The 19,033-nt window shown below is 74.3% G+C and carries 20 protein-coding genes; 6 read left to right on the top strand and 14 right to left on the bottom strand.

What is annotated here, in order from left to right:
* Positions 1 to 7 precede the first annotated feature (7 nt).
* Complete coding sequence (locus AB0A94_RS23165; protein WP_361747104.1) at positions 8 to 2,020, top strand: AAA family ATPase; 2,013 nt, start codon at positions 8 to 10, stop codon at positions 2,018 to 2,020.
* 69 nt (positions 2,021 to 2,089) lie between these two features.
* Here AB0A94_RS23165 and AB0A94_RS23160 read toward each other — a convergent pair whose 3' ends face one another.
* Positions 2,090 to 2,977: an NAD(P)-binding domain-containing protein gene (locus tag AB0A94_RS23160; RefSeq protein ID WP_361747102.1), complete on the bottom strand. Its 888-nt coding sequence runs from the start codon at positions 2,975 to 2,977 to the stop codon at positions 2,090 to 2,092.
* A gap of 50 nt (positions 2,978 to 3,027) precedes the next feature.
* Between AB0A94_RS23160 and AB0A94_RS23155 the strand changes: the two genes are divergently transcribed.
* Both AB0A94_RS23155 and AB0A94_RS23150 read left to right on the top strand, forming a co-directional pair.
* A complete protein-coding gene (locus tag AB0A94_RS23155; protein ID WP_361747100.1) occupies positions 3,028 to 3,378 on the top strand; it encodes a helix-turn-helix domain-containing protein in 351 nt (116 codons plus the stop codon).
* A gap of 182 nt (positions 3,379 to 3,560) precedes the next feature.
* The gene (locus tag AB0A94_RS23150) at positions 3,561 to 4,784 is read left to right on the top strand and encodes an aminotransferase class V-fold PLP-dependent enzyme (protein ID WP_361747098.1); all 1,224 of its coding nucleotides are present in this window, start codon (positions 3,561 to 3,563) and stop codon (positions 4,782 to 4,784) included.
* A gap of 10 nt (positions 4,785 to 4,794) precedes the next feature.
* Here AB0A94_RS23150 and AB0A94_RS23145 read toward each other — a convergent pair whose 3' ends face one another.
* The 10 genes from AB0A94_RS23145 to AB0A94_RS23100 all read right to left on the bottom strand — a co-directional run bounded on the left by AB0A94_RS23145 (position 4,795) and on the right by AB0A94_RS23100 (position 13,228).
* A complete protein-coding gene (locus AB0A94_RS23145; protein WP_361747096.1) occupies positions 4,795 to 5,394 on the bottom strand; it encodes a DinB family protein in 600 nt (199 codons plus the stop codon).
* A 113-nt stretch (positions 5,395 to 5,507) separates the two neighbouring features.
* Positions 5,508 to 6,140 (bottom strand): glyoxalase, encoded by a 633-nt coding sequence (locus AB0A94_RS23140; RefSeq protein ID WP_361747095.1) that lies wholly within the window; start codon positions 6,138 to 6,140, stop codon positions 5,508 to 5,510.
* Between the two features lie 5 nt (positions 6,141 to 6,145).
* Entirely contained in the window at positions 6,146 to 6,703 is a 558-nt protein-coding gene (locus tag AB0A94_RS23135) for a hypothetical protein (protein ID WP_361747093.1), read from the bottom strand.
* Between the two features lie 38 nt (positions 6,704 to 6,741).
* Positions 6,742 to 7,266 (bottom strand): AAA family ATPase, encoded by a 525-nt coding sequence (locus AB0A94_RS23130; protein ID WP_361747091.1) that lies wholly within the window; start codon positions 7,264 to 7,266, stop codon positions 6,742 to 6,744.
* A 655-nt stretch (positions 7,267 to 7,921) separates the two neighbouring features.
* Positions 7,922 to 8,221 (bottom strand): hypothetical protein, encoded by a 300-nt coding sequence (locus AB0A94_RS23125; protein ID WP_361747089.1) that lies wholly within the window; start codon positions 8,219 to 8,221, stop codon positions 7,922 to 7,924.
* A gap of 112 nt (positions 8,222 to 8,333) precedes the next feature.
* Complete coding sequence (locus AB0A94_RS23120) at positions 8,334 to 9,986, bottom strand: DUF6297 family protein (protein WP_361747087.1); 1,653 nt, start codon at positions 9,984 to 9,986, stop codon at positions 8,334 to 8,336.
* Positions 9,979 to 10,641 (bottom strand): ABC transporter ATP-binding protein, encoded by a 663-nt coding sequence (locus tag AB0A94_RS23115; protein WP_361747085.1) that lies wholly within the window; start codon positions 10,639 to 10,641, stop codon positions 9,979 to 9,981. The genes AB0A94_RS23120 and AB0A94_RS23115 overlap by 8 nt, the downstream gene beginning before the upstream one ends.
* The gene (locus AB0A94_RS23110) at positions 10,641 to 11,243 is read right to left on the bottom strand and encodes a class I SAM-dependent methyltransferase (RefSeq protein WP_361747083.1); all 603 of its coding nucleotides are present in this window, start codon (positions 11,241 to 11,243) and stop codon (positions 10,641 to 10,643) included. The genes AB0A94_RS23115 and AB0A94_RS23110 overlap by 1 nt, the downstream gene beginning before the upstream one ends.
* A complete protein-coding gene (locus AB0A94_RS23105; RefSeq protein ID WP_361747081.1) occupies positions 11,213 to 11,380 on the bottom strand; it encodes a hypothetical protein in 168 nt (55 codons plus the stop codon). Before AB0A94_RS23105 ends, AB0A94_RS23110 begins: the two co-directional genes overlap by 31 nt.
* Positions 11,381 to 12,373: 993 nt before the next feature.
* Positions 12,374 to 13,228, bottom strand: coding sequence for an alpha/beta fold hydrolase (locus AB0A94_RS23100; protein ID WP_361747079.1), 855 nt, complete (start codon positions 13,226 to 13,228; stop codon positions 12,374 to 12,376).
* 205 nt (positions 13,229 to 13,433) lie between these two features.
* On the opposite strand from AB0A94_RS23100, the gene AB0A94_RS23095 reads away from it, so the two are divergent.
* The 3 genes from AB0A94_RS23095 (at position 13,434) to AB0A94_RS23085 (ending at position 15,054) form a co-directional block, all read left to right on the top strand.
* Positions 13,434 to 13,904 (top strand): helix-turn-helix transcriptional regulator, encoded by a 471-nt coding sequence (locus AB0A94_RS23095; protein WP_361747077.1) that lies wholly within the window; start codon positions 13,434 to 13,436, stop codon positions 13,902 to 13,904.
* A gap of 77 nt (positions 13,905 to 13,981) precedes the next feature.
* Complete coding sequence (locus tag AB0A94_RS23090; protein ID WP_361747075.1) at positions 13,982 to 14,593, top strand: hypothetical protein; 612 nt, start codon at positions 13,982 to 13,984, stop codon at positions 14,591 to 14,593.
* Positions 14,594 to 14,721: 128 nt separating this feature from the next.
* Positions 14,722 to 15,054, top strand: a complete 333-nt coding sequence (locus AB0A94_RS23085) for a DUF2516 family protein (RefSeq protein WP_361747234.1) — start codon at positions 14,722 to 14,724, stop codon at positions 15,052 to 15,054.
* A 64-nt stretch (positions 15,055 to 15,118) separates the two neighbouring features.
* Here AB0A94_RS23085 and AB0A94_RS23080 read toward each other — a convergent pair whose 3' ends face one another.
* The 3 genes from AB0A94_RS23080 to AB0A94_RS23070 all read right to left on the bottom strand — a co-directional run bounded on the left by AB0A94_RS23080 (position 15,119) and on the right by AB0A94_RS23070 (position 18,896).
* Positions 15,119 to 16,471 carry a fused response regulator/phosphatase gene (locus AB0A94_RS23080; protein WP_361747073.1) on the bottom strand — a complete coding sequence of 451 codons (1,353 nt, stop codon included), beginning with the start codon at positions 16,469 to 16,471 and terminating at the stop codon, positions 15,119 to 15,121.
* A 335-nt stretch (positions 16,472 to 16,806) separates the two neighbouring features.
* A complete protein-coding gene (locus AB0A94_RS23075) occupies positions 16,807 to 17,895 on the bottom strand; it encodes an NlpC/P60 family protein (protein WP_361747071.1) in 1,089 nt (362 codons plus the stop codon).
* A 209-nt stretch (positions 17,896 to 18,104) separates the two neighbouring features.
* A complete protein-coding gene (locus AB0A94_RS23070; protein WP_361747232.1) occupies positions 18,105 to 18,896 on the bottom strand; it encodes a class I SAM-dependent methyltransferase in 792 nt (263 codons plus the stop codon).
* Positions 18,897 to 19,033 lie beyond the last annotated feature (137 nt).

Here is a 19,033-nt window from a genome sequence, read left to right as displayed (position 1 = left end):
CGGTGGAATGAAACCACCCGAGCCCGCCCTCGACCGGGAACGCGCGCACCACGACCGCTGCCGTGCCGCCCTCGCCGCCATGGCCGACGACGCCGACGAACGGGTCGTCACCGGCGAGGACGTCTCCGCCTCAGGAGCCGACGCCGAGGTCCTCGGACACCGGCTGCGCAGTCACGCCGAGGAGCTGCGGGAACTTCCCCCGGGGCCGCTGTTCTTCGGGCGGCTGGACTTCGCGCCGGGCGACACCGGCCACCCGGGGCAGAGCTACCACGTCGGACGGCTGCGGATCACCGAGCACCCCGCCGCCCCGCCCCTCGTCGTCGACTGGCGGGCACCCGTCTCCCGCGCCTTCTACCAGGCCACCGCCCGCGATCCGCAGGGCGTCGCCGTACGCCGGCGGTTCGGCTGGGCGCCCGGCAGCCGGGGTGACTCCGCCGACCTGACCGGCCTGGAGGACGAGCACCTGGAGCAGGGCGAGGAACGCGCCAGCGGCATCGTCGCCCGGGAGATCGAGCGGCCCCGCGTCGGGCCCATGCGGGACATCGCGGCCACCATCCAGCCCGAGCAGGACGACCTCGTCCGCGGGGACCTGGACGTCTCCGTGTGCGTGCAGGGCGCTCCCGGCACCGGCAAGACCGCCGTCGGCCTGCACCGGGCGGCCTACCTGCTCTACACCCACCCGCAGCGCATCCGGCGCGGGGGACTGCTCGTCCTCGGACCCAACCGCACCTTCCTCTCCTACATCTCCGAGGTCCTGCCCGCCCTCGGCGAGACCGGCGTACGGCAGTCGACCCTCGCCGAGGAGATCGCCCGGCACCCGGTCACCGGCACCGACCACGGGCGCGCCGCCGTCGTCAAGCACGACGCCCGGATGGCCGAGGTGCTGCGCCGGGCCCTGTACGCGCGGGTGCGCACCGACCGGACCGACTCCCTCACCGTGCCCGACGGTTCGTACCGCTGGCGGGTCGAGGCGGAGGAGCTGGCGCGGATCGTGACCGGGGTGCGGGCCGAGGAGCCGCCGTACGACGTCGGGCGGGAGCGGGTACGGGCCCGGATCGTGCGGGCCGTGCGGGAGCGGGCCGAGCGGCGCGGCGGCCCGCGCGGCACCGCCTGGGTGCGCCGGATCGAGCGGGCGCGGCCGGTGTCGGCGTACGTCGACACCGTGTGGCCGCGGGTGTGCGCGGAGGAGGTGGTGGCCGGGCTGCTGGGCGATCCCGAGGCGCTGGCCGCCGCCGCCGAGGGCGTGCTGGACGCCGAGGAGCAGAAGGCGGTGCTGTGGACGAGGGCGCCGCGGTCGTGGAGGTCGGCGCGCTGGTCGGCCGCGGACCTGGTGCTGCTCGACGAGGCCGCCGGGCTGGTCGAGCACCCCGCGGGATACGGGCACGTCGTGGTCGACGAGGCCCAGGACCTCTCCCCGATGGAGTGCCGGGCCGTCGCCCGCCGGTCCGCCTTCGGCTCGCTCACCGTGCTGGGCGACCTCGCCCAGGGGACGACTCCCTGGGCGGCCCGTTCGTGGCCCGCGGCGCTGCGGCACCTGGGGAAGCCGGACGCGGCCGTGATCCCGCTGACCACCGGCTTCCGGGTGCCGCAAGCGGTGGTCGCGCTCACCGGCCGGCTGCTGGAACGCCTGGACGTCGACGTCCCGGCGGCCCGCTCCCTGCGCGGCGACGGCGAGGTGCGCATGCGGGAGGTGTCCGGCCCCGGCGAGGTGCCGGACGCGGTCGTGGCCGCCGTGCGGGACGCGCTGGAGCGGGAGGGCTCCATCGGCGTCGTGGCGGCGGACGCGGACGTGCCCCGGCTGCGGCGGGCGCTGGCCGGGGCGGATCCGGAGGTGCCGGACGAGCGTGTCGCCGTGGTGCCGGCGAGCCTCGTCAAGGGACTGGAGTACGACCACGTGGTGGCCGTCGAACCCGCGGCGATCGCGGAGGCGGAGGAACGGGGGCTGCACCGGCTGTACGTGGTGCTGACCCGGGCGGTGTCCCGGCTGGAGGTGGTGCGGGCGCGCGAGCTGCCCTTCTAGGTGAGGGAGCCGCCCTTCCCGGTGAGGGAGCCGCCCCTCCAGGCGCGGGGCCGCCCGTCCGGCGTTCCGTCAGCGGCCGGCGAGCAGCTCGGCGACCCGGGTGAAGCCGTCCGTGCCGTGGCCGCGGGCGATGACGCGGCGGGCCTGCCCCTCGATCACCCGCATCACGCTCGCGTCGATGCCGTGGGCCTCCGAGGCGTGGACGACGTGGGACATGGTCGAGACGGCCGAGGTGATCGGGTTCAGCTCGCCCGAGTAGGTGCCGGCGTCGGTGTCCGCCGCGAACTCGGTGAACAGCGGCGGCAGGATCGCCGCGATCCCCTGGGCGAAGGGGGCGAGTTCCGTCGCGGTGACGCCCTCCGCGCGGGCCACGGCGAGGGCGTGCGCGTAGCCGGCCATCGCCGTCCAGAAGATGTCGAGCAGCGCGACGTCGTACGCCGCGGCCCGGCCGATCTCGTCCCCGAGATGGGTGTGGCTGCCGCCGAGCGCCGCCAGCACGGGCCGGTGCTCCCGGTACAGCTCCTCCGGGCCGCTGTGCAGGAACACCGCGTCGTCCGTGCCGATGGTCGGGGTCGGGGTCATGATCGCCCCGTCCAGGTAGCGGACGCCGTGCCGGCCGGCCCACTCGGCCGTGTCCCGGGCGCGTTCGGGGATGTCGGCGCTCAGGTTCACGACCGTGCGGCCCTTGAGGGCGGCGGCGACGGCGTCCTGGCGCAGTACGGCGTCCGAGGCGTCGTAGTTGACCACGCAGACGACGGTCAGCGGGGCGGCGGCGACCGCCTCCTCGGGTGACGGCGCCGGGACCGCGCCGCGGGCGATCAGCTCGGCGTCCCGTCCCGGCGTGCGGTTCCAGACGGTGGTGCGCACCCCCGCGTCCAGGAACGCGCCGGCCAGCGCCCGGCCCATCGGACCGAGACCGAGGACGGTGACGGAGGGCTGGTCGGTGTGCACGGACATGCTTCAACTCCCGTAATGTATGTGGCGATTGATGAGGAAAGGGGCACGGCATGGTGCACCGGCGCCACGATCCGGACGTCTGCGGGGTGACCGCCGCGATCGCCGTGATCGAGGGCAAGTGGAAGACCACGCTGCTGTGGTTGCTGGAGTCCGGCCCGCACCGGCCGGCCGAACTGCGCCGACGGGTGCCGGGCCTCACCGAGAAGGTGCTGACCCAGGCGCTGCGCGAGATGGAGGCGGACGGGCTGGTGCACCGGGAGGTGCACGACGTGCTGCCGCCGAAGACGGTCTACTCCCTGACCGCGTTCGGCCGTGAACTCGCCGATGCGCTGGCCCCCCTGTCCGACTGGGGGTACCGACGCCTGTCGAGGCTGGCCGAGGGTGAGGCCGCGGCCTCCTGACGGGCGGCCGTTCCCGCTCCCTTCCCGTCCGGCGCCCACCACCAGGTTCGCCGCACGCCGCCGCGCTGCCAAGTACCCACAAAAAAGTGCGTGTTCCCGCCGTCGGGACGCCTCGTGGTGATCGTGGCGGCGCGTTAGGATCCGGTGTTCCCCACGGCGGGGAGCCGACGGAGGGGAGCCGGGTGAGCGAGACCGAGGCCACCACCGCGCCCCGCCCCCTGCTGCTGGCCGACGGCCGGCCGGCCGCGCGGGCGTGGACGCTGGACCCCGCGCTGCGCCATCTCAACCACGGTTCGTTCGGCGCCGTACCGCTGGCCGCCCAGGAGCGGCAGCGGGAGTTGCGCGCGCGGATGGAGAGCGCCCCGGTGGTGTGGTTCTCCGGGCTGCCGCGGCGGCTCGCGGCGGCCCGGACCGACCTCGCCGCCTTCCTCGGCGCGGACCCCGGCGACCTCGCCCTGGTGCCGAACGCGAGCGCCGGGGCGAGCGCCGTGTACGCCGGTCTGGAGCGCCGGGGCGGCGGGGAGATCGTCGTCACCGACCACGGCTACGGCGCCGTGACGATGGGCGCCGAGCGGCTGGCCCGCCGCTGGGGCGGCCGGGTGCGCACCGCCAGGGTGTCGCTGGACGCCGGTGAGCAGCAGGCGTACGAGGCGGTGATGGCCGAGGTGGGCGAGGCCACCGGGCTCGTCGTCGTCGACCAGATCACCTCGGCGACCGCCCGTCGGCTGCCGGTGGAGCGGATCGGCGCGCGGACGCGGCGGCTCGGGATCCCGCTGCTCGTGGACGGCGCGCACGCGCCCGGGCTGATCGCCGCCCCGCTCGACGGGGCGGCCTGTGACTTCTGGACGGGCAACCTGCACAAATGGGGCTGCGCGCCACGCGGCACCGCGGCCCTGGTGGCGCGCGGACCGCTGCGGGACGGGCTGCACCCGCTGATCGACTCGTGGGGCGCCGCCGATCCGTACCCCGAACGCTTCGACCAGCAGGGCACCCTCGACGCCACCGGCCCCCTGGCGGCCCCGGCCGCCCTCGACTTCGTCGACCGCGCCTGGGGCTGGCCCGCCGCCCGCCGGTACATGGACGAGCTGGCCGGTTACGGCGCGCGGATCGTGGGTGCCGCGCTCGCCGGGCTGACCGGTGCGGACGCGTCCGTCGACGTCGGCATGCCCGTGCCCGGCATGCGGCTGGTGCGGCTGCCCGACGGTCTCGGAACCAGCCGCCTCGCGGCCGACGCCCTGCGCGACCGGGCCCCCGCGGAGCTGGGTGTCGAGGCGGCGTTCACCAGCTTCGGCGGAGTCGGCTACCTGCGGCTGTCCGCGCACGTCTACAACACGGCCGAGGACTACGAGTACTTCGCCGAGAAGTGCGTCCCCGTCCTCGGCGAGTGGGCCCGCGCGGCACAGTGAGGGGCGCTGGTCACGCCCCTCGGCCGGCCTCCCGGGCCACGCGCTCCAGACGGTCCCGGTAGGCCGCCCACCAGGCCGGGTCGTCCGACGGCAGGCTGGTGCCGGTCGCGCTCTCCCCCACGGAGCCGTCCAGGAGCTCGCGGAGGATGTCGGCGTGGCCGGCGTGCCGGTGGGTGTCGGCGATCACGCGGACCACGGCGTGGTGCAGCGTCGGTCCGTCCCTGCCGTCCGGCCACCACGGCACCCTGCCGGTCGTGTCCAGCGGCAGCGCCTCGATCGTCGCGTCCGCGTGCGCCCACGCCCGGCGGTACAGGCCGGTGACGTCCTCGCGCGACTCCTCGGCGGTGGCCCACATGTCCCCGTTGGTCTCCGCCGCGTCCGCGAGCCAGGGCAGGGGCTCGCCGGACGGGCGGCCGAAGGTGTCGCCGAGGTAGCCCAGTTCCACGCCGGCCGCGTGCTTCACCAGGCCCAGGAGGTTGGTGCCGGTCGGTGTCATCGGGCGGCGGACGTCGTACTCGGAGAGGCCTTCGAGCTTCCACACCAGGGCGTCGCGGGCTTCCTGGAGATAGCGGCGGAGGTCGGACTTGGCGGTATCGGCTGCGGCGGTCATCGGATCAGTCTGCCGGGTCGGCCCGCCGTGTGCGGCCCGCCGGAACGGCGACCTCCGCGCACGAGGGTGTGCTCGGGCGTCTTGTCCTCCCCCCCCCGGGCGCACGGCGTGCGTCAGGAGGTGCGGGCGGCCGGCGACGCGGCCTCCCAGGGGAACCCGTCCGGGTCGGTGAAGGCGCCCTCGCCGCCACCGATCACCAGCCGGTGCGATCCGCCGCCCTCCTCGGGGACGCCGAGGTCCTTGGCGAGGGCACGGCGCCGGTACAGCGCCAGCTTGACGGGGCTCGACTCCCGGCCGGCGAACTCGACGTACGTACGGCCGAAGCTCTTCGCCACGGTGAGGCCCCGCGCGACGTAGAAACGCTTGCTCGCGGCCACGTCCGCGACGCCGAGCAGCAGCACGATCTCGTCGATCCGCCGGGTGACGGGACCGCGGTCCTTCTTCGCCGAGGTCGCGACCTTCCAGATCGTTCCGTCCGGGGCCTGTACGACGCCGCCGTACCCCCAGAGCGACTTCGCGGCCGGCTTCAGCGGTACGGCACCGGCGTCCACGGCGGTACCGATGAGGCTGTCGACGTCGCCCGGCCGGGCCACCGTGAGCCCCAGGGTGAATCCGCGGAACCCGCTGGTGGCCTCCTCCGAGGCCCGCAGGCGGATCTGCTCGTCCAGTCCGAAGGCGGCGGAGTGGAAACGGCGGACGGCCGCGGTGTCGGCCACGTCGAGGGTCACGCTCTCCATGAAGGTCATGCCCTTCACGCTAGGCGCGCCCCGCCCTCCGGGGCTTCTCGAATCCTGACCGGTCCCCTCCGGCCCCGGCCGAGCTCCCGCGGCCCGTGCGCGCCGCGCACCGCGCGGCTCTTGGGCCGCAGCCGTGACCGTCGGCGGGCCGGCTGCAGGCCCAGGCCCATCGCGTAGCCGACGACGCTGTCCTCGTGGCCGTGCCGGAAGCGTTTGACCATGCGCCGGACGGGCCAGACGACGGAGCCGTCGGGGAGGCGGAGCCTGAGGTCCACCTCGCTGTCCGGGTCCTCGGCGTCGGTCTCCCAGGTCCCGCCGGCACTGCGCCGGACCGTCTCCCCGAGGTAGGCGCCCAGGGCGAACAGGCGCGGCCCCAGGTCCGTCGCGAGGAGGCCGCCGGGCACCGCGATCCCGTGGTCGCTGTGCTCGGCCATGAAGCGCTCGACGTCCCGCAGGCTCAGGGGGGAGAAGTCCGCCCGGTACCCGGAGCTCTCGAGCGCGCGGGCGATCCAGGCGGCGCTGGTGCGGACGTCGTCCAGGAGGGTTCGTGCGTCGGCGGCGGTCGCAGTCATGTCCGGGATCCTCGCCGACGGCACTGACAACGGGCGGCTCAGCCCTTGACGGCCTCCGCGATCCGCAGGGCGGTCTCGGCGGGGGTGAGGTGGGTGGTGTCGACGACCTCGGCCTCGTCGTGCAGCCAGGTGCGGGCCGCCTCGGCGTAGGGCTCCAGGTACCTGAGGCGGAACGGGGAGTCGGGGCCGAGGACGGTGTCCCCCGCGATGCGTCCGCGGAGGGTTTCCTGGTCGGCGTGGAGGACGAAGTGGCGTACCGGAACGGCATGGTGGGCGAGGCCGGCGCTGATCTCGCGCCAGTACTCCTCGACCAGGACGGTCATGGGCATCACCAGGGTGCCGCCGGTGTAGTCGAGCACGCGGCGGGCGGTCTCGACCACGAGCGGCCGCCACGGCGGCCAGTGCTGGAAGTTGTCCGTCCCGGGCAGCCCCGGCGTGATGTCCATGAGCGTCTCGCCGACCTTCTCGGCGTCGAACACCCGTGAGTCCGGGAGCAGCCGCTGCACGAGCGAGGCGGTCGTCGTCTTGCCCGCGCCGTGGGTGCCGTTGATCCACACGATCATGGGTCCCACGCTAGCGCCGTGTCCGGTGCGGCTCCGGTGTTTTCCGGTGTGACCGAGCACGGTGGTCGTCACCGGTGCCGGAGACCGCCTTCGTCATGTGCCGGGGAACGCAGTGCAGGGCGGAGGTGCGTACGGGTACCGACGAGGGCGGCCGAGCGCCGGCTCACGCGGAGACGGTGACTCGGACGGCGTCCAGAGCGGCTCGGCCCGACGTGTCCACCAGGTCGGGGAGCAGGGTGATGCAGTGTTCCAGGCCGTCGGTCCAGCCGACGTACGTCGCGTAGTCCGCGACGTGGACGACGCTGCGCAGGCCCGCGGCAAGGGCGAGGGGGGTGATGTCGTCGGGGGGCGAGGGGGCCGTGGCCGGTGAGGAGAGCGGTGGCCAAGGCGGCGAAGGACGGGGCGTGGGCGGGGCCGGAGAGGCGGGCCGTTTCGGCCAGCTCTCCTATGAGCCAGCCGGTGTCGAAGGCCGCTGGGCCGTGGGAGAGGGTCTCGCCGGTGAGGAGGACCGCGTGGGCCGGGGCGGGGGACGGGATGATCAGGCCGACCGAGGGCTCGCCGTGCAGGAGTGTGCGCGGGTGCGCCGGGTCGGGGGCGCCCAGGACGTCGCACCGGGCGGAGGGTTCGCGGCGGCGGGCCGGGCCAAGGACGGCGGTCAGGCGGTGGTGGGCATGGTCGTCGGCCGAGCGCAGCCAGCGTGCCAGACGGGTGACGGGTGGGGGGACGGGGCCGGGTCGACGAGGACGGGTCCCTGGGCGTGGAGGGAGCGCAGGGCCCGGCCCGCGCTCGTCATGGCCGTCGTCCCCGTCACGCTCTGGTTGCTGCCCAGCGGCGCCGTCGTGTCCGAGCCTGCCAGGCCGCCCAGTCCGAGCCGGTCCAGCAGCACGGCCACGGCCGCCGACGAGCCGATCCCGGTGGCCGGAGCCGAAGCCCACGCCACGCTGTTCACCGTCATAACGGCGTTCCCCCATCGAAGTCATTCGGTCGGATGAACTCGCAGAGCGAGGAGGCCAGGGAGCAAGGAGGCCGTGGAGCACCGCGGTCGCAGGGCGACCGGCCCCACGGGCTCACCGGCCGCGCATGGTTCTGCGCGCCGTCACCCCCGCCCACCAGGCCGTCCCCGCACCGACGACCAGCGGCCACAGCAGACCCACGGCATCCGGCTCGCCCCCGCGCACCGGACCGTCCACGACGGCCAGGCAGCCCAGCGCCACCAGCGGTCCCCGTGCCTGCCACAGCAACGCCGCGAGCGGCCCCGTGTCGCCCAGCGGCGTCACCGAACCGATCATCAGATGCACCGGTACGACGCCCCGGTAGGCGCTCACCAGCGCGGCGCCGACCAGCGCGGGCACCAGCGCGGGCAGGACCAGTAGCCGGTCCGACCACAGGCCGGCCCCCGCAGCCGCCGCCGCGCCCAGGGCGAAAAGCACCAGCAACCCCGCCGCGGGCACCGCCCCGTGCCACAGCGCCAGCACCCGGGCGGGCCAGGGCAGATGCGCCGAGCGCCGGACGTCGTCCGTCTCCAGACGGGCCGGTTCCGCCAGCTGCGCCGCGGCCAGATATCCGGCCGGCAGCGCCATCAGCGGCACCGCGGCCGGTGTGCCGTCCAGGCACAGCAGTGCCACGGCCACGGCGGCCCAGATCGCTGCCCACGCCGGCCGCCCCGGTGCGCGCAGCAGCGCGGTCGCGTCCCGCCACGGGACGAGCAGCCACACCCGTCGTGGGAACGGCAGACGCACGGCGGAGCGCACGGTGCGCGAGCGAGTGGCTCGTACGGCCGCCCGTGCCTGCCGCAGATCCAGGGAGTACAGGGACGCCTGCACCCGCAGCGCGGTGCCCGCCTGGGTGCGCAGCACCCGGGCCGGGATCCGTGCTGCCGCGTCGGCTCCTGCCCGGCCCGCGGCGGCCAGCACCAGGGCCGACAGGGCGACCCCGACCCACCCGGCTGCTGCGGGGGCCCCGCCCGCCACCGCCACCAGCGGCAGCGCGGCCCAGCCCCACGGCCCCGACCAGGGCACGACCCGTTCCCCGGCCCATGAGCCGCCCGCCAGGGAGACAGCGGCGAGCAGCCAGAGGACCGCCACCACCGCCCACGCCGTCCGCCGGATCCAGGCCCTGCGTCGCAGCCCGGTGTCGCAGTGGAGCTGGACCAGGGTGGCCAGGGCGGTCCCGGCGAAGCCGGCCGTCGCGCCCGTCGTCGCTCCCCCGGCGGTCGCGGCCCACCAGGCGCCCGCCCCGAGGGCGTGCAGGAGGAACCCGGCCACCGCGCCGGCCGCGGTCGCGATCGCCGTGGTCGTCACCGACGCCACGACGAAGCGGGGCAGCAGCAGGGCGCGGCGCAGCACGGGCTGCGGCAGCAGCCACGACAGCGCTGCCCGCTCCAGCAGGACCGGCCCCTGCCACATGGCCCGTTCGGCCAGCACCAGCACCACGGTGGCCAGCACGGCGGGCAGGGTCGTCGGCAGCGCCGACAGCAGGCGCTCGGCCGCCGGCCCCCGCAGCCGGCCGTCCGCGCCGGCCTGCGCTGCGGCGACCAGCAGGGGGACGCCCCAGATGCCGAGAAGCAGCGCCGTGCAGTACAGCGTGTAGGCGATGCTCTTGCGTCGCTCCTCACGCCGCCCCGCCCGGAGCATCCGGAGCCGGGCCAGGACCGCGCCGGTGTGGTGGACGGCGTCCGCCTCGTCCGCGGTGCGCACCGGACGCGTCATCAGCTCAGCCACCGGACACACCCGCGACCAGCAGGCCTTCGCCGGACACGGTGTACTCGGCGTCGGCCACGGCGTCCGCCAGCTCCCGGTTGTGGGTGGCCAGGAGCACCGCCGTCCCCCGCTCCTTCGCGGACCGCAGCCGTCCGGCCAGCCGGGCCCGGGCGTCCACATCGAGTCGCTGCTCGGGCTCGTCGAGCAGGAGCAGCTCGGCGGGCCGGACGAAGGCCTGCGCCAGCGCCATCAACTGGCTCTGCCCGGAGGACAGCTGGTGTGGCAGCGCGTCGGCGCGCTCGGTCAGGTGGTGCTCGGCCAGCACCTCGTCCACCGCGTCCTCCGACCCGTCGCCCAGGCCGTGTGCCAGGGCGACGAGCATCAGGTGCTCACGGACGCTCAGGTCCGGATAGCCCACCCCGCTGTCCAGAACGGCGGCGACGGTGGCCCGTACGGTCCAGTCGTCCTCGGAGACGGCCGTGCCGCGCAGTGTGACGCTGCCCGACTCCGGGAGCTCCTGCCCGGCGGCGAGCCGCAGCAGAGTGGACTTCCCCGAGCCGTTCTCACCGAGCAGGACGACGCACTCACCCGCGCCGACGGCCAGGCTCACCCCGTTGAGGACGGCCCGGCCGCTGTACCCGTGCCGTACGTCCGCCAGTTCCAGCAGGGCGCTCATTACGCCGCGTCCGCCGCCTCGTAGACCGACACGTGACGCTGGCTGCCGGGGCCGTAGGGCTCCTTCGACCAGCCCGCGTACCGCTCGACGAGCCGCAGACCCGCGCACCGGGCCATGGCGTCGATCTCGGCGGGCCAGGCGTAGCGCAGCGCGGTGTGGGCGGTGCGGGTCGGGCCGTCGGCGAGCAGGGCGAAGACCAGGACGATGAGCTGCTGTGACTGGACCACATGGCTGCTCTCCAGCATCACCGTGCCCGGGCCGAGGAAGCGGGTCGTGGTCTTCTCGCCCTCCTGCCGGTGGTAGGGGGTGGGGTCGAAGGCCTCCAGGACCACCCGCCCGCCGGGGGCGAGATGCTCCCGCATCGCGCGCAGGCAGTCGATCTGCTTCTCCTGCTCGGGCAGTGAGAAGAACGTGTTGAGCGCCATCAGGACGACATCGTGCCGCCGGCCCGTGGTGGCCGTGAGGAAGTCGCCCTCGATGGCCTTCACGGCACTGGCGGAGTCCCGTACGGCGAGGTCGGCGAGCATACGGGCCGAGGAGTCGATGCCGTACACGTCCACCCCGCGACCGGTCAGCGGCACGGCGAGCCGCCCATTCCCCACGCCCAGCTCCAGCACGGACCCCCGGGCGGACAGAGCGTCGAGACGAACTCCACGGTCTCGGCCGTACCGGAGAGCGCGTCCGGGTACATCTGGTCGTAGATGTCCGCGAGAAGATCGTCGTAAGCGTTGGTCCCCATGGTGGGCGACGCTAGGTATGCCCCATCGAGCAGATCAAGAACAAATGATCGGCGTGACCGGAAAACGGTCCTCTTGAGGAGAGCGGAATTCCCCGCGTTCGAGCAGTTGTCCAGCGGTCTCGAAGAGCTGCGCGGGCTTTGCCCGAGGCCGAAAATTCTCCCCTGGCCTGCGGGCCCGTGACCGCACGTGGAGCGACACCGGCGCCGCCCCGGCGGGCGTCGGAAGCGGGCGTCGGAACACGTCGGCCAGGTCGTGGAACGATCGTCTGCCCCCGCACGGTCCGTTCCGCCGCAGCCCGGCCTCCTGCCGGGGCGTCATGAGGCGTGCGTCCACTCCCCCGCAGCCTCGGTCCGTTGCCTGACGAGGCGCCGGCCGGCTGCATTCTCCGCCTCGCGCACCGCCTTGGGAACGTCCCCCGGAACGGCCGCCGTTCGCACCGGACTGACCCGCAGGCGCCGGAGCGCCTTCTCCGTCTCCGGCAGCGGTTCCTGAAGATCCTCGGCCCTGCCGCCCCGGAGACCGCCCCGAGCGTCGGCCGGCTGGTGCCCGCCGTCGACTGCTTCACCGACCCGAGAGCCGTGCTCGGCCTCGTATTCCCGTCCCGGCCCTCGGCTCGGTCCTCCGCCGCGACCCCAGGGCCGGCGGAGAACCTTGACCGGGAAGCCGGGACGCGCCACGCCCGAGCGGCGGTCCTTCGGGACGGGCCCGGTGGGGAGTGCGGCTCCCGCCCTCCACCCCGTCCCCGGCGCGCGGCGTCATCGCCCGTGGGCCGATCCCCGAGAGCGGTGGCGGCGGAGCGCGCTCGGAGGGGTGTCGCCGACGCGAGCCTCGGTGACGGTCGTCCTGCTCGAGCGACAACCACCGTGCTCAGTTGTCCTGTCCCAGATAACTGTGGGCATGGTGGGGCTCTGACCTGCGGTGCTTACGGTCGAGTGGGACGAGCGGCCTCCTCCTGTCCCGCTCAACCGTAGGCATCCGCCTCTGGGGGTGCGTCAGCGCGCCGCGAGGTTTGCGAGCAGCTCGGCGGCGGGCTTCGGGTGGACGAGCCAGTGCAGGTGGCTCCCCTCGAGTGTCCGGACGTCGAAGGGGTTGTCGGGTGTGAGCGCGTCGGCTTCGCGGATCATGCGGTCCTGCACGGCGGGCGGAACGCTGGCGTCGGCGGCCAGGCGCACGTAGGTCTTGGGGATCCGGCCCCAGGTCGTGGCCTGTGCCCGGTCGGCGGACGTACCGGCGTCGAGGTTCTCATCGGGCTGGAAGGTGTTCAGGAAGGCCCGGAACTCGTCATCGGTGAGGTCGGCGGCGAACGCTCGCTTGAACGCGGCGAGCGCCGCCGGGTCGGCGGTACGGAAGTTGGTGCGGAGCAGACCGAGTTCGGCCGGGTTCCCGACGAGCGTGGCGGCGAAGGCTCCCGCGTCGACGTCCGCCATCTCCGGCTGGGCGTAGTAGTCGCTCACGTCCAGGTCGACGGGGCACCAGGCGGAGACGTAGACGATTCGGTCGATCAGCTCGGGCCGGGCGTTGGCGACGGCGGTGGCCGTGATGCCGCCCCTGCTGTGGGCGACGAGGATGGTGGGCCCGTTCTGCTTGGCCCGTTCGAGGACTTCGATCACGCGGGCGGCGTTGTCGGCGAGCGTGACTCCCTTGATACTCCCCGGTTCTGCGGCGAGTGCGTCGAGGATCTGGGGAGCCTGGTAGGCCGCGGGGAAGGTCGCCTCGAATCCGTGCCCGGGAAGGTCGACCGCGGCCGAGCGGTGCCCGAGTAAGGCGAGCTCGGCCTGCAGCGGCGCGAACGAGAACGAGTTTGCGAAGGCCCCGTGGACGAGGACGAATGTCGGCAGGTTCTGCATGCCTCAGCCTCCAACAGAACGATCTTCTGGGCAAGATCAGGGGTCCACGAGGGCTTCGACACGCCCGGCGGTGGTTTCGAGGGCGGTGCTGAGCCGTGTGCGGCCGGCGCCCCGCAGGGGCGCCCGCACCGGGCCCGCCTGTGCCGTGGCGCACTATTGCTAGCAGGTGCTTGCAATAGTTAGCGTGGTGGGGCAGTGTGGGGGCATGGCATCGCTCAACGTCGGCAATCTCGGTGAGTACCTGCGCGAGCAGCGGCGCAGCGCGCAGCTGTCGCTGCGGCAGCTCGCCGACGCCGCCGGGGTGTCCAATCCGTATCTCAGCCAGATCGAGCGCGGACTGCGCAAGCCGAGCGCGGAGGTGCTGCAGCAGGTCGCCAAGGCGCTGCGGATCTCCGCCGAGACGCTGTACGTCCGGGCCGGCATCCTCGACGCCGAGCGGGACCGGTCCGAGGTCGAGACGCGGGCCGCCGTGCTCGCCGATCCCACGCTGACCGGGCGTCAGAAGCAGGTGCTGCTCCAGATCTACGAGTCGTTCCGCAAGGAGAACGGGTTCGGGGGCGCCGAGGACGGTGAGGCGACGCCCGGGGACTCCGAGACCGTCGACGCCCCGGCGGACGGCACGACGGACGGCACGGCCGACGACAGCGACACCGGTCCGCGGCGGACGGCCGGCTGAGCCGGACCAGGGCACCGGCCGCCCGCCGCGGACCACATGAACCCTCAGCCGAAAACGAATCCGGGAGGACCATCACCATGGCCATCACCGACGACCTGCGCAAGACCCTCAGCGACCCGACCCCGCTCTACTTCGCCGCCGGCACCGCCGACCTCGCGCTGCAGCAGGCCAAGAAGGTGCCGGCCCTGGTGGAGCAGTTGCGCGCCGAGGCCCCGGCCCGTATCGAGGCCGTGCGCAACACCGACCCCAAGGCCGTCCAGGAGCGGGCGACCGTCCGGGTCCGGGAGACGCAGGAGACGCTCCAGACCAAGGTCGGCGAGCTCTTCGGCTCGCTCGACACCGACCTGAAGAAGATCGGTGAGAACGCCCAGGACCTCGCGCTGCGCGGGGTCGGCATCGCCGCCGAGTACGCCGTCAAGGCCCGGGAGGCCTACGAGAAGGTCGCCGAGCACGGCGAGCAGGCCGTGAGGACCTGGCGCGGCGACGCCGCCGAGAGCATCGAGGACATCGCCGTCGCCGTCGAGCCGGCGGCGGCCGAGCCGAAGCCCGCGGCCCGGCTGGAGCCGGTCGAGGCCGAGGACGACAGGCCCGCCGCCGACGACTCCGCCGCGGAGAAGAAGCCCGCCGCCGCCAAGAAGGCCCCGGTGCGCAAGGCCACGGCGAAGAAGACGACGCCGCCCGCGAAGTAGGCGGGACGGAACCGGACGGGCCGGGCACTCTCACGGTGCCCGGCCCGTTGTCCGGGTAGCCGGCCGGTGGATGCGGGTACGGTGACGGCGTAGAGGACGAGCCGAGTCGGGTGGTGGGCGTTGTGCTGATGCAGGGCTTCGCGGGGTTCATGTGGCTGCTGAGCATGGCCCTGATCGTGTTCAGCGGCTTCGCGCTGATCGACGCCGCCACGCGCCGTGAGGACGCCTACCGCGCGGCCGACAAGCAGACCAAGCCCTTCTGGCTGATCATCCTCGGCATCGCCTTCGTGGTGAACCTGATCTTCAACATCCTGTCGTTCCTGCCGATCATCGGGCTGATCGCGACCATCGTGTACATGGTCGACGTCCGCCCCGCGCTCCGCGGCCTCCCCGGCGGCGGGCGCGCCCGCAGGGGCTCCAGCAGCGACGGCCCCTACGGCCCGTACAACGGCGGCCGCTGAACGACGGAGGTCCCGGGCGGCGGAGGCCGCCGAACCGCGGCGGCCCCGGGCGGCGGACTCCCGCTCACACCGCCCGGTCCAGCAGCAGCACCGCCACGTCGTCCGTCAGCTCGCCGCCGTTGAGGTCCCGGACCTCGTTGACGGCGGTGCGCAGCAGCTCCTCCCCGCGCAGCCCCGCGGAGAGCTGGCGGCGGATCATCTCCACCATGCCGTCCTGGCCGAGCCGCTCCCCGGTGTCGCCGACCCGGCCCTCGATCAGGCCGTCGGTGTAGAGCATCAGGCTCCACTCGGCACCCAGCTCCACCTGCGTCCGCGGCCAGCGGGCGCCCGGCAGCAGGCCCAGCGCCGGGCCGTTGTTGTCGTACGGCAGCAGGCGCACGGGGTGACCCGGGCGGGCGAGCAGCGGCGACGGGTGGCCGGCCAGGCACAGGCCCGCCCGGCGGCCGTCCGGCGCGATGTCCACCGTGCACAGGGTCGCGAAGATCTCGTCGTCCGGCCGCTCGTGCTCCAGCACCTGCTGCAGCGTGCCAAGCAGCTGGTCCCCGCACAGCCCCGCCAGGGTCAGCGCGCGCCAGGCGATGCGCAGCTCCACACCGAGGGCGGCCTCGTCCGGGCCGTGGCCGCAGACATCGCCGATCATGGCGTGCACGGTGCCGTCCGGGGTGCGGACGACGTCGTAGAAGTCCCCGCCGAGCAGGGCCCGGGAGCGGCCGGGGCGGTAGCGGGCGGCGAACCGCAGCGGGGAGCCGTCCAGCAGCGGGGTGGGCAGCAGACCGCGCTCCAGCCGGCGGTTCTCCTGGGCGCGCACGCGGCCCTCGGCCAGCCGCCGCTCGGCGGAGTCGGACCGCTTGCGCTCCACCGCGTACCGGATCGCCCGGCTCAGCAGCCGGCCGTCCAGCTCGTCGCGGACGAGGTAGTCCTGGGCGCCCACCCGTACGGCCTCGGCGCCGCGCTCGGTGTCGTCGGCGCCGGTGAGCGCGAGGACGGCGTGCCGGGGCGCGAGCTCCAGGACGTGCTTGAGCACGGCGAGCTCGTCGTCACCGCCGCCCGCCCGGCCGGGCGCGGGCAGCGCGAGGTCCAGCAGGATGCAGTGGACGTCGTCGGTCAGTAGCCGCTCGGCCTCGGTGAGGTTGCGGGCGGCGCGGACGCGGATCGGCTTGCCGGACTGGTCGAGCAGTTCCGGCACGATCGGCGACCCGCCGGGGTCGTCCTCGATCAGCAACAGGGTGAGGTTGGTGTGGGCGGCCGTCTCGGCCCGGTCCGGCGTGGTGCCGGCCCGGTCCGTGGCGTTCTCGGAGGGGGCCGCCGCCCTGGCCTCCGAGGAGTCCTGGACAGGGCCGCCGTTCGGTGCGGCGGTCGGCGCCTGGCCACCTTCCGCGGCCGGGATCGCTCTCTGCCGCGGTACGGATGCGGGCATGGTTGCGGGTTCCTTCCCTCCCCCCGAGGGCACGGCGGGGGCTGCGGCCGTAGGCCTGTGCCCGGCTCCCACCTCTGTGTGCGAGCAGGGGATGCCCCTTCGAACGGGGACCATAGCGGCTGACGCCGCCGCAGCGGAATGGTGTGAACCACGCCGCTCCGCCCTCGGCCACCGTCATATGCCGCGTTTGCCACCGCATTTGGACAGCCCGCGGACACCAGGGGGATGACGAACGTCACGTCCGCAGGGGGTTTGACCGCAAGATCGACGTGCGCTGGGTCACGTGGTGCGTGTCACCGGGGTGTTGGGCGGTCGGCCCGGGGGGCGCGCACCGCTCAGTCCGCGTCCGCGTCCGGCCGTACCACCCCGAGGATCGGCATCGATCCGGCCCCCGCGAGCGTCACCGTCCGCCCCGGGCGCGGGGCGTGCACCATCATGCCGTCCCCGACGTACATCCCCACGTGGCTGGCGTCGCCGAAGTAGATGACGAGGTCACCGGGCCGCATGTCCTCGACGTCGACGCGCTTCAGCTGCTGCCACTGCGCCTGCGACGTACGCGGCATGCTCCGCCCGGCAGCCATCCAGGCCTGTGAGGTCAGTCCGGAGCAGTCGTACGTGTCCGGCCCCTCGGCCCCCCACTGGTACGGCTTCCCGATCTGCGCGGTGGCGTACGCGACGGCCTTCTCGCCCTGCTCCGTCGCCGCGCCCCTGATCCCGTCGAGGATGCCGGAGCCCAGCCAGGTGGCCTGCGCCTCGGCGGCGGCCTGCCGCTCCAGCCGGGCCAGGCGCTCCTTCTCCTCCTCCGCCAGCTCGGACTCGAGCTTCTCGGCCGCCTCGATCCGCTTCTCGATCCTCTTCTGCGCCGCGGCCTTGGCCTTGCGGCCCGACTCGAGCTTCTCCATCTGCGCTTCGGCGTCCTGCGCGTACTGCTCCAAGTCCTGCTGGGTGCGGGTCATCTCCCCGAGCAGGCCCCTGGTGGCGTGCTCGCCCTGGCGCACCCGGCCCGCGCCGTCGAGGAAGTCCTGCGGATCGTCGCTCAGCATCAGGTGGGCCTCGGGCGGAAGCCCGCCACCGCGGTACTGGGCGGCGGCCGCGGCGCCCGCGCGGGCCTCCAGCTCGTTCAGCTTCTCCCGGCCCTCGACGATCTTCTTCGCCAGCCGGACGATCTGGGCGGACTGCTGCCGGGCCTTCTCCTCGGCGGCGTTGTACTCGTCGGTGGCGACGGCCGCCGCGCGGTAGAGCTTGTCGAGCTTCTCGCGGACGGCCTCGAGGTCCTTGTCGGTGACCACGGTGACGCTCGCGCTCGTACCGGGGGACGGCGGGGGAGTGGGAGCCGCGAACGCCGTACCGGGCGACGCCAGTACGGTGACCGCGCAGACCACGGTCACAGCCGCCGTGAGCAACCCGCGCTTGCCCGTTCCCATGACCCCTACCCCCGCTTGATTAACCGTCGGTAACATCCCGTCACCCGGGGATGCTGCCACGCCGGCACGCGAAACGACAGGGGGAGTGCTTCCCGTCTCTCCCTTCCCGGCGTTCCCGGGCGCGGCGATCATCCCGTCAGTGTGACGAACGACTCACGGAGATCGTTCCTGCCACCCCGAGCCGGCACGAGAGGTTTACCGCCAGGGCGTCAGCGCCCGGGCGCCAACGCCTCCCACCGCACCGTCACTTCCCCCTGCCGCCACCGCCCCGGCCCGTCCGCCACCGGCCAGTCGGCCGTGAGGTCCCGCACCGCCCGGATCCAGCGCTGCCGCGCGCCGTACGAGGCGTAGGGCGCGGCGGCGGCCCAGGCGCGGTCGAAGTCGCGCAGGAAGGCGTGCACCGGTTCGCCCGGCACGTTGCGGTGGATGAGCGCCTTCGGCAGGCGTTCCGCCAGGTCGGAGGGGCGCTCCAGGGAGCCGAGGCGGGTCGCGAAGGTGACCGTGCGCGGTCCTTCGGGACCGAGGGCGACCCAGACGTGCCGACGCCCGATCTCGTCGCAGGTCCCCTCGACCAGCAGCCCGCCGCGCGAGCCCGTCGCCGGGTCGGCGGGGGCGAGCCGTGCGCACAGCCGCCGCCACACGGCGGCGACCTCGGCCTCGTCGTACTGGCGCAGCACGTTCGCCGCGCGGACCAGCACCGGCCGCCCGGGGACCGGGACCTCGAAGCCGCCGCGGAGGAAGGCCAGTCCCTCGCGCTCGTACGGCCGTGCCGCCGCGACCCGGGCCGGTTCGATCTCGACGCCCGCCACGCGCGCGCGGGGCGCCACGGCGCGCAGCCGGTGCAGCAGTTCGACCGCAGTCCAGGGGGCCGCGCCGTAGCCGAGGTCGACGGCGACGGGATCGGCGGCGCGGCGCAGTTCCGCGCCGTGCGTGGCCGTGATCCAGCGGTCCATGCGGCGCAGGCGGTTGGGGTTGGTCGTGCCGCGCGTCACCGTGCCCACGACGGGGGCCCTCCCGCTCGAGCCGGGCCGCGGGCGGGGGAGGGAGGGGGCGCGGACTGTCATGAGGACGAGTATGCGGGTACCCGGAAACGGCACCGGTACGGCTGACGCGGCCCGCTTTCGAACGGTTGAGCGAC

The organism is Streptomyces sp. NPDC044984 (assembly GCF_040646935.1).
GTDB lineage: Bacteria > Actinomycetota > Actinomycetes > Streptomycetales > Streptomycetaceae > Streptomyces.
Note: the sequence above shows the minus strand (reverse complement) of the source record. Positions and strands in the feature narration are given on the sequence as shown.

What these genes read in the sequence shown, in the direction of transcription:
- AB0A94_RS23075 (WP_361747071.1), bottom strand. Translation starts at nt 17,895, where the DNA reads ATGGGAACGGGCAAGCGCGGGTTGCTCACGGCGGCTGTGACCGTGGTC.
- AB0A94_RS23135 (WP_361747093.1), bottom strand. Translation starts at nt 6,703, where the DNA reads ATGACTGCGACCGCCGCCGACGCACGAACCCTCCTGGACGACGTCCGC.
- AB0A94_RS23095 (WP_361747077.1), top strand. Translation starts at nt 13,434, where the DNA reads ATGGCATCGCTCAACGTCGGCAATCTCGGTGAGTACCTGCGCGAGCAG.
- AB0A94_RS23140 (WP_361747095.1), bottom strand. Translation starts at nt 6,140, where the DNA reads ATGACCTTCATGGAGAGCGTGACCCTCGACGTGGCCGACACCGCGGCC.
- AB0A94_RS23080 (WP_361747073.1), bottom strand. Translation starts at nt 16,471, where the DNA reads ATGCCCGCATCCGTACCGCGGCAGAGAGCGATCCCGGCCGCGGAAGGT.
- AB0A94_RS23105 (WP_361747081.1), bottom strand. Translation starts at nt 11,380, where the DNA reads ATGGGGACCAACGCTTACGACGATCTTCTCGCGGACATCTACGACCAG.
- AB0A94_RS23155 (WP_361747100.1), top strand. Translation starts at nt 3,028, where the DNA reads ATGGTGCACCGGCGCCACGATCCGGACGTCTGCGGGGTGACCGCCGCG.
- AB0A94_RS23145 (WP_361747096.1), bottom strand. Translation starts at nt 5,394, where the DNA reads ATGACCGCCGCAGCCGATACCGCCAAGTCCGACCTCCGCCGCTATCTC.
- AB0A94_RS23165 (WP_361747104.1), top strand. Translation starts at nt 8, where the DNA reads ATGAAACCACCCGAGCCCGCCCTCGACCGGGAACGCGCGCACCACGAC.
- AB0A94_RS23125 (WP_361747089.1), bottom strand. Translation starts at nt 8,221, where the DNA reads ATGACGGTGAACAGCGTGGCGTGGGCTTCGGCTCCGGCCACCGGGATC.
- AB0A94_RS23130 (WP_361747091.1), bottom strand. Translation starts at nt 7,266, where the DNA reads ATGATCGTGTGGATCAACGGCACCCACGGCGCGGGCAAGACGACGACC.
- AB0A94_RS23160 (WP_361747102.1), bottom strand. Translation starts at nt 2,977, where the DNA reads ATGTCCGTGCACACCGACCAGCCCTCCGTCACCGTCCTCGGTCTCGGT.
- AB0A94_RS23115 (WP_361747085.1), bottom strand. Translation starts at nt 10,641, where the DNA reads ATGAGCGCCCTGCTGGAACTGGCGGACGTACGGCACGGGTACAGCGGC.
- AB0A94_RS23100 (WP_361747079.1), bottom strand. Translation starts at nt 13,228, where the DNA reads ATGCAGAACCTGCCGACATTCGTCCTCGTCCACGGGGCCTTCGCAAAC.
- AB0A94_RS23090 (WP_361747075.1), top strand. Translation starts at nt 13,982, where the DNA reads ATGGCCATCACCGACGACCTGCGCAAGACCCTCAGCGACCCGACCCCG.
- AB0A94_RS23085 (WP_361747234.1), top strand. Translation starts at nt 14,722, where the DNA reads ATGCAGGGCTTCGCGGGGTTCATGTGGCTGCTGAGCATGGCCCTGATC.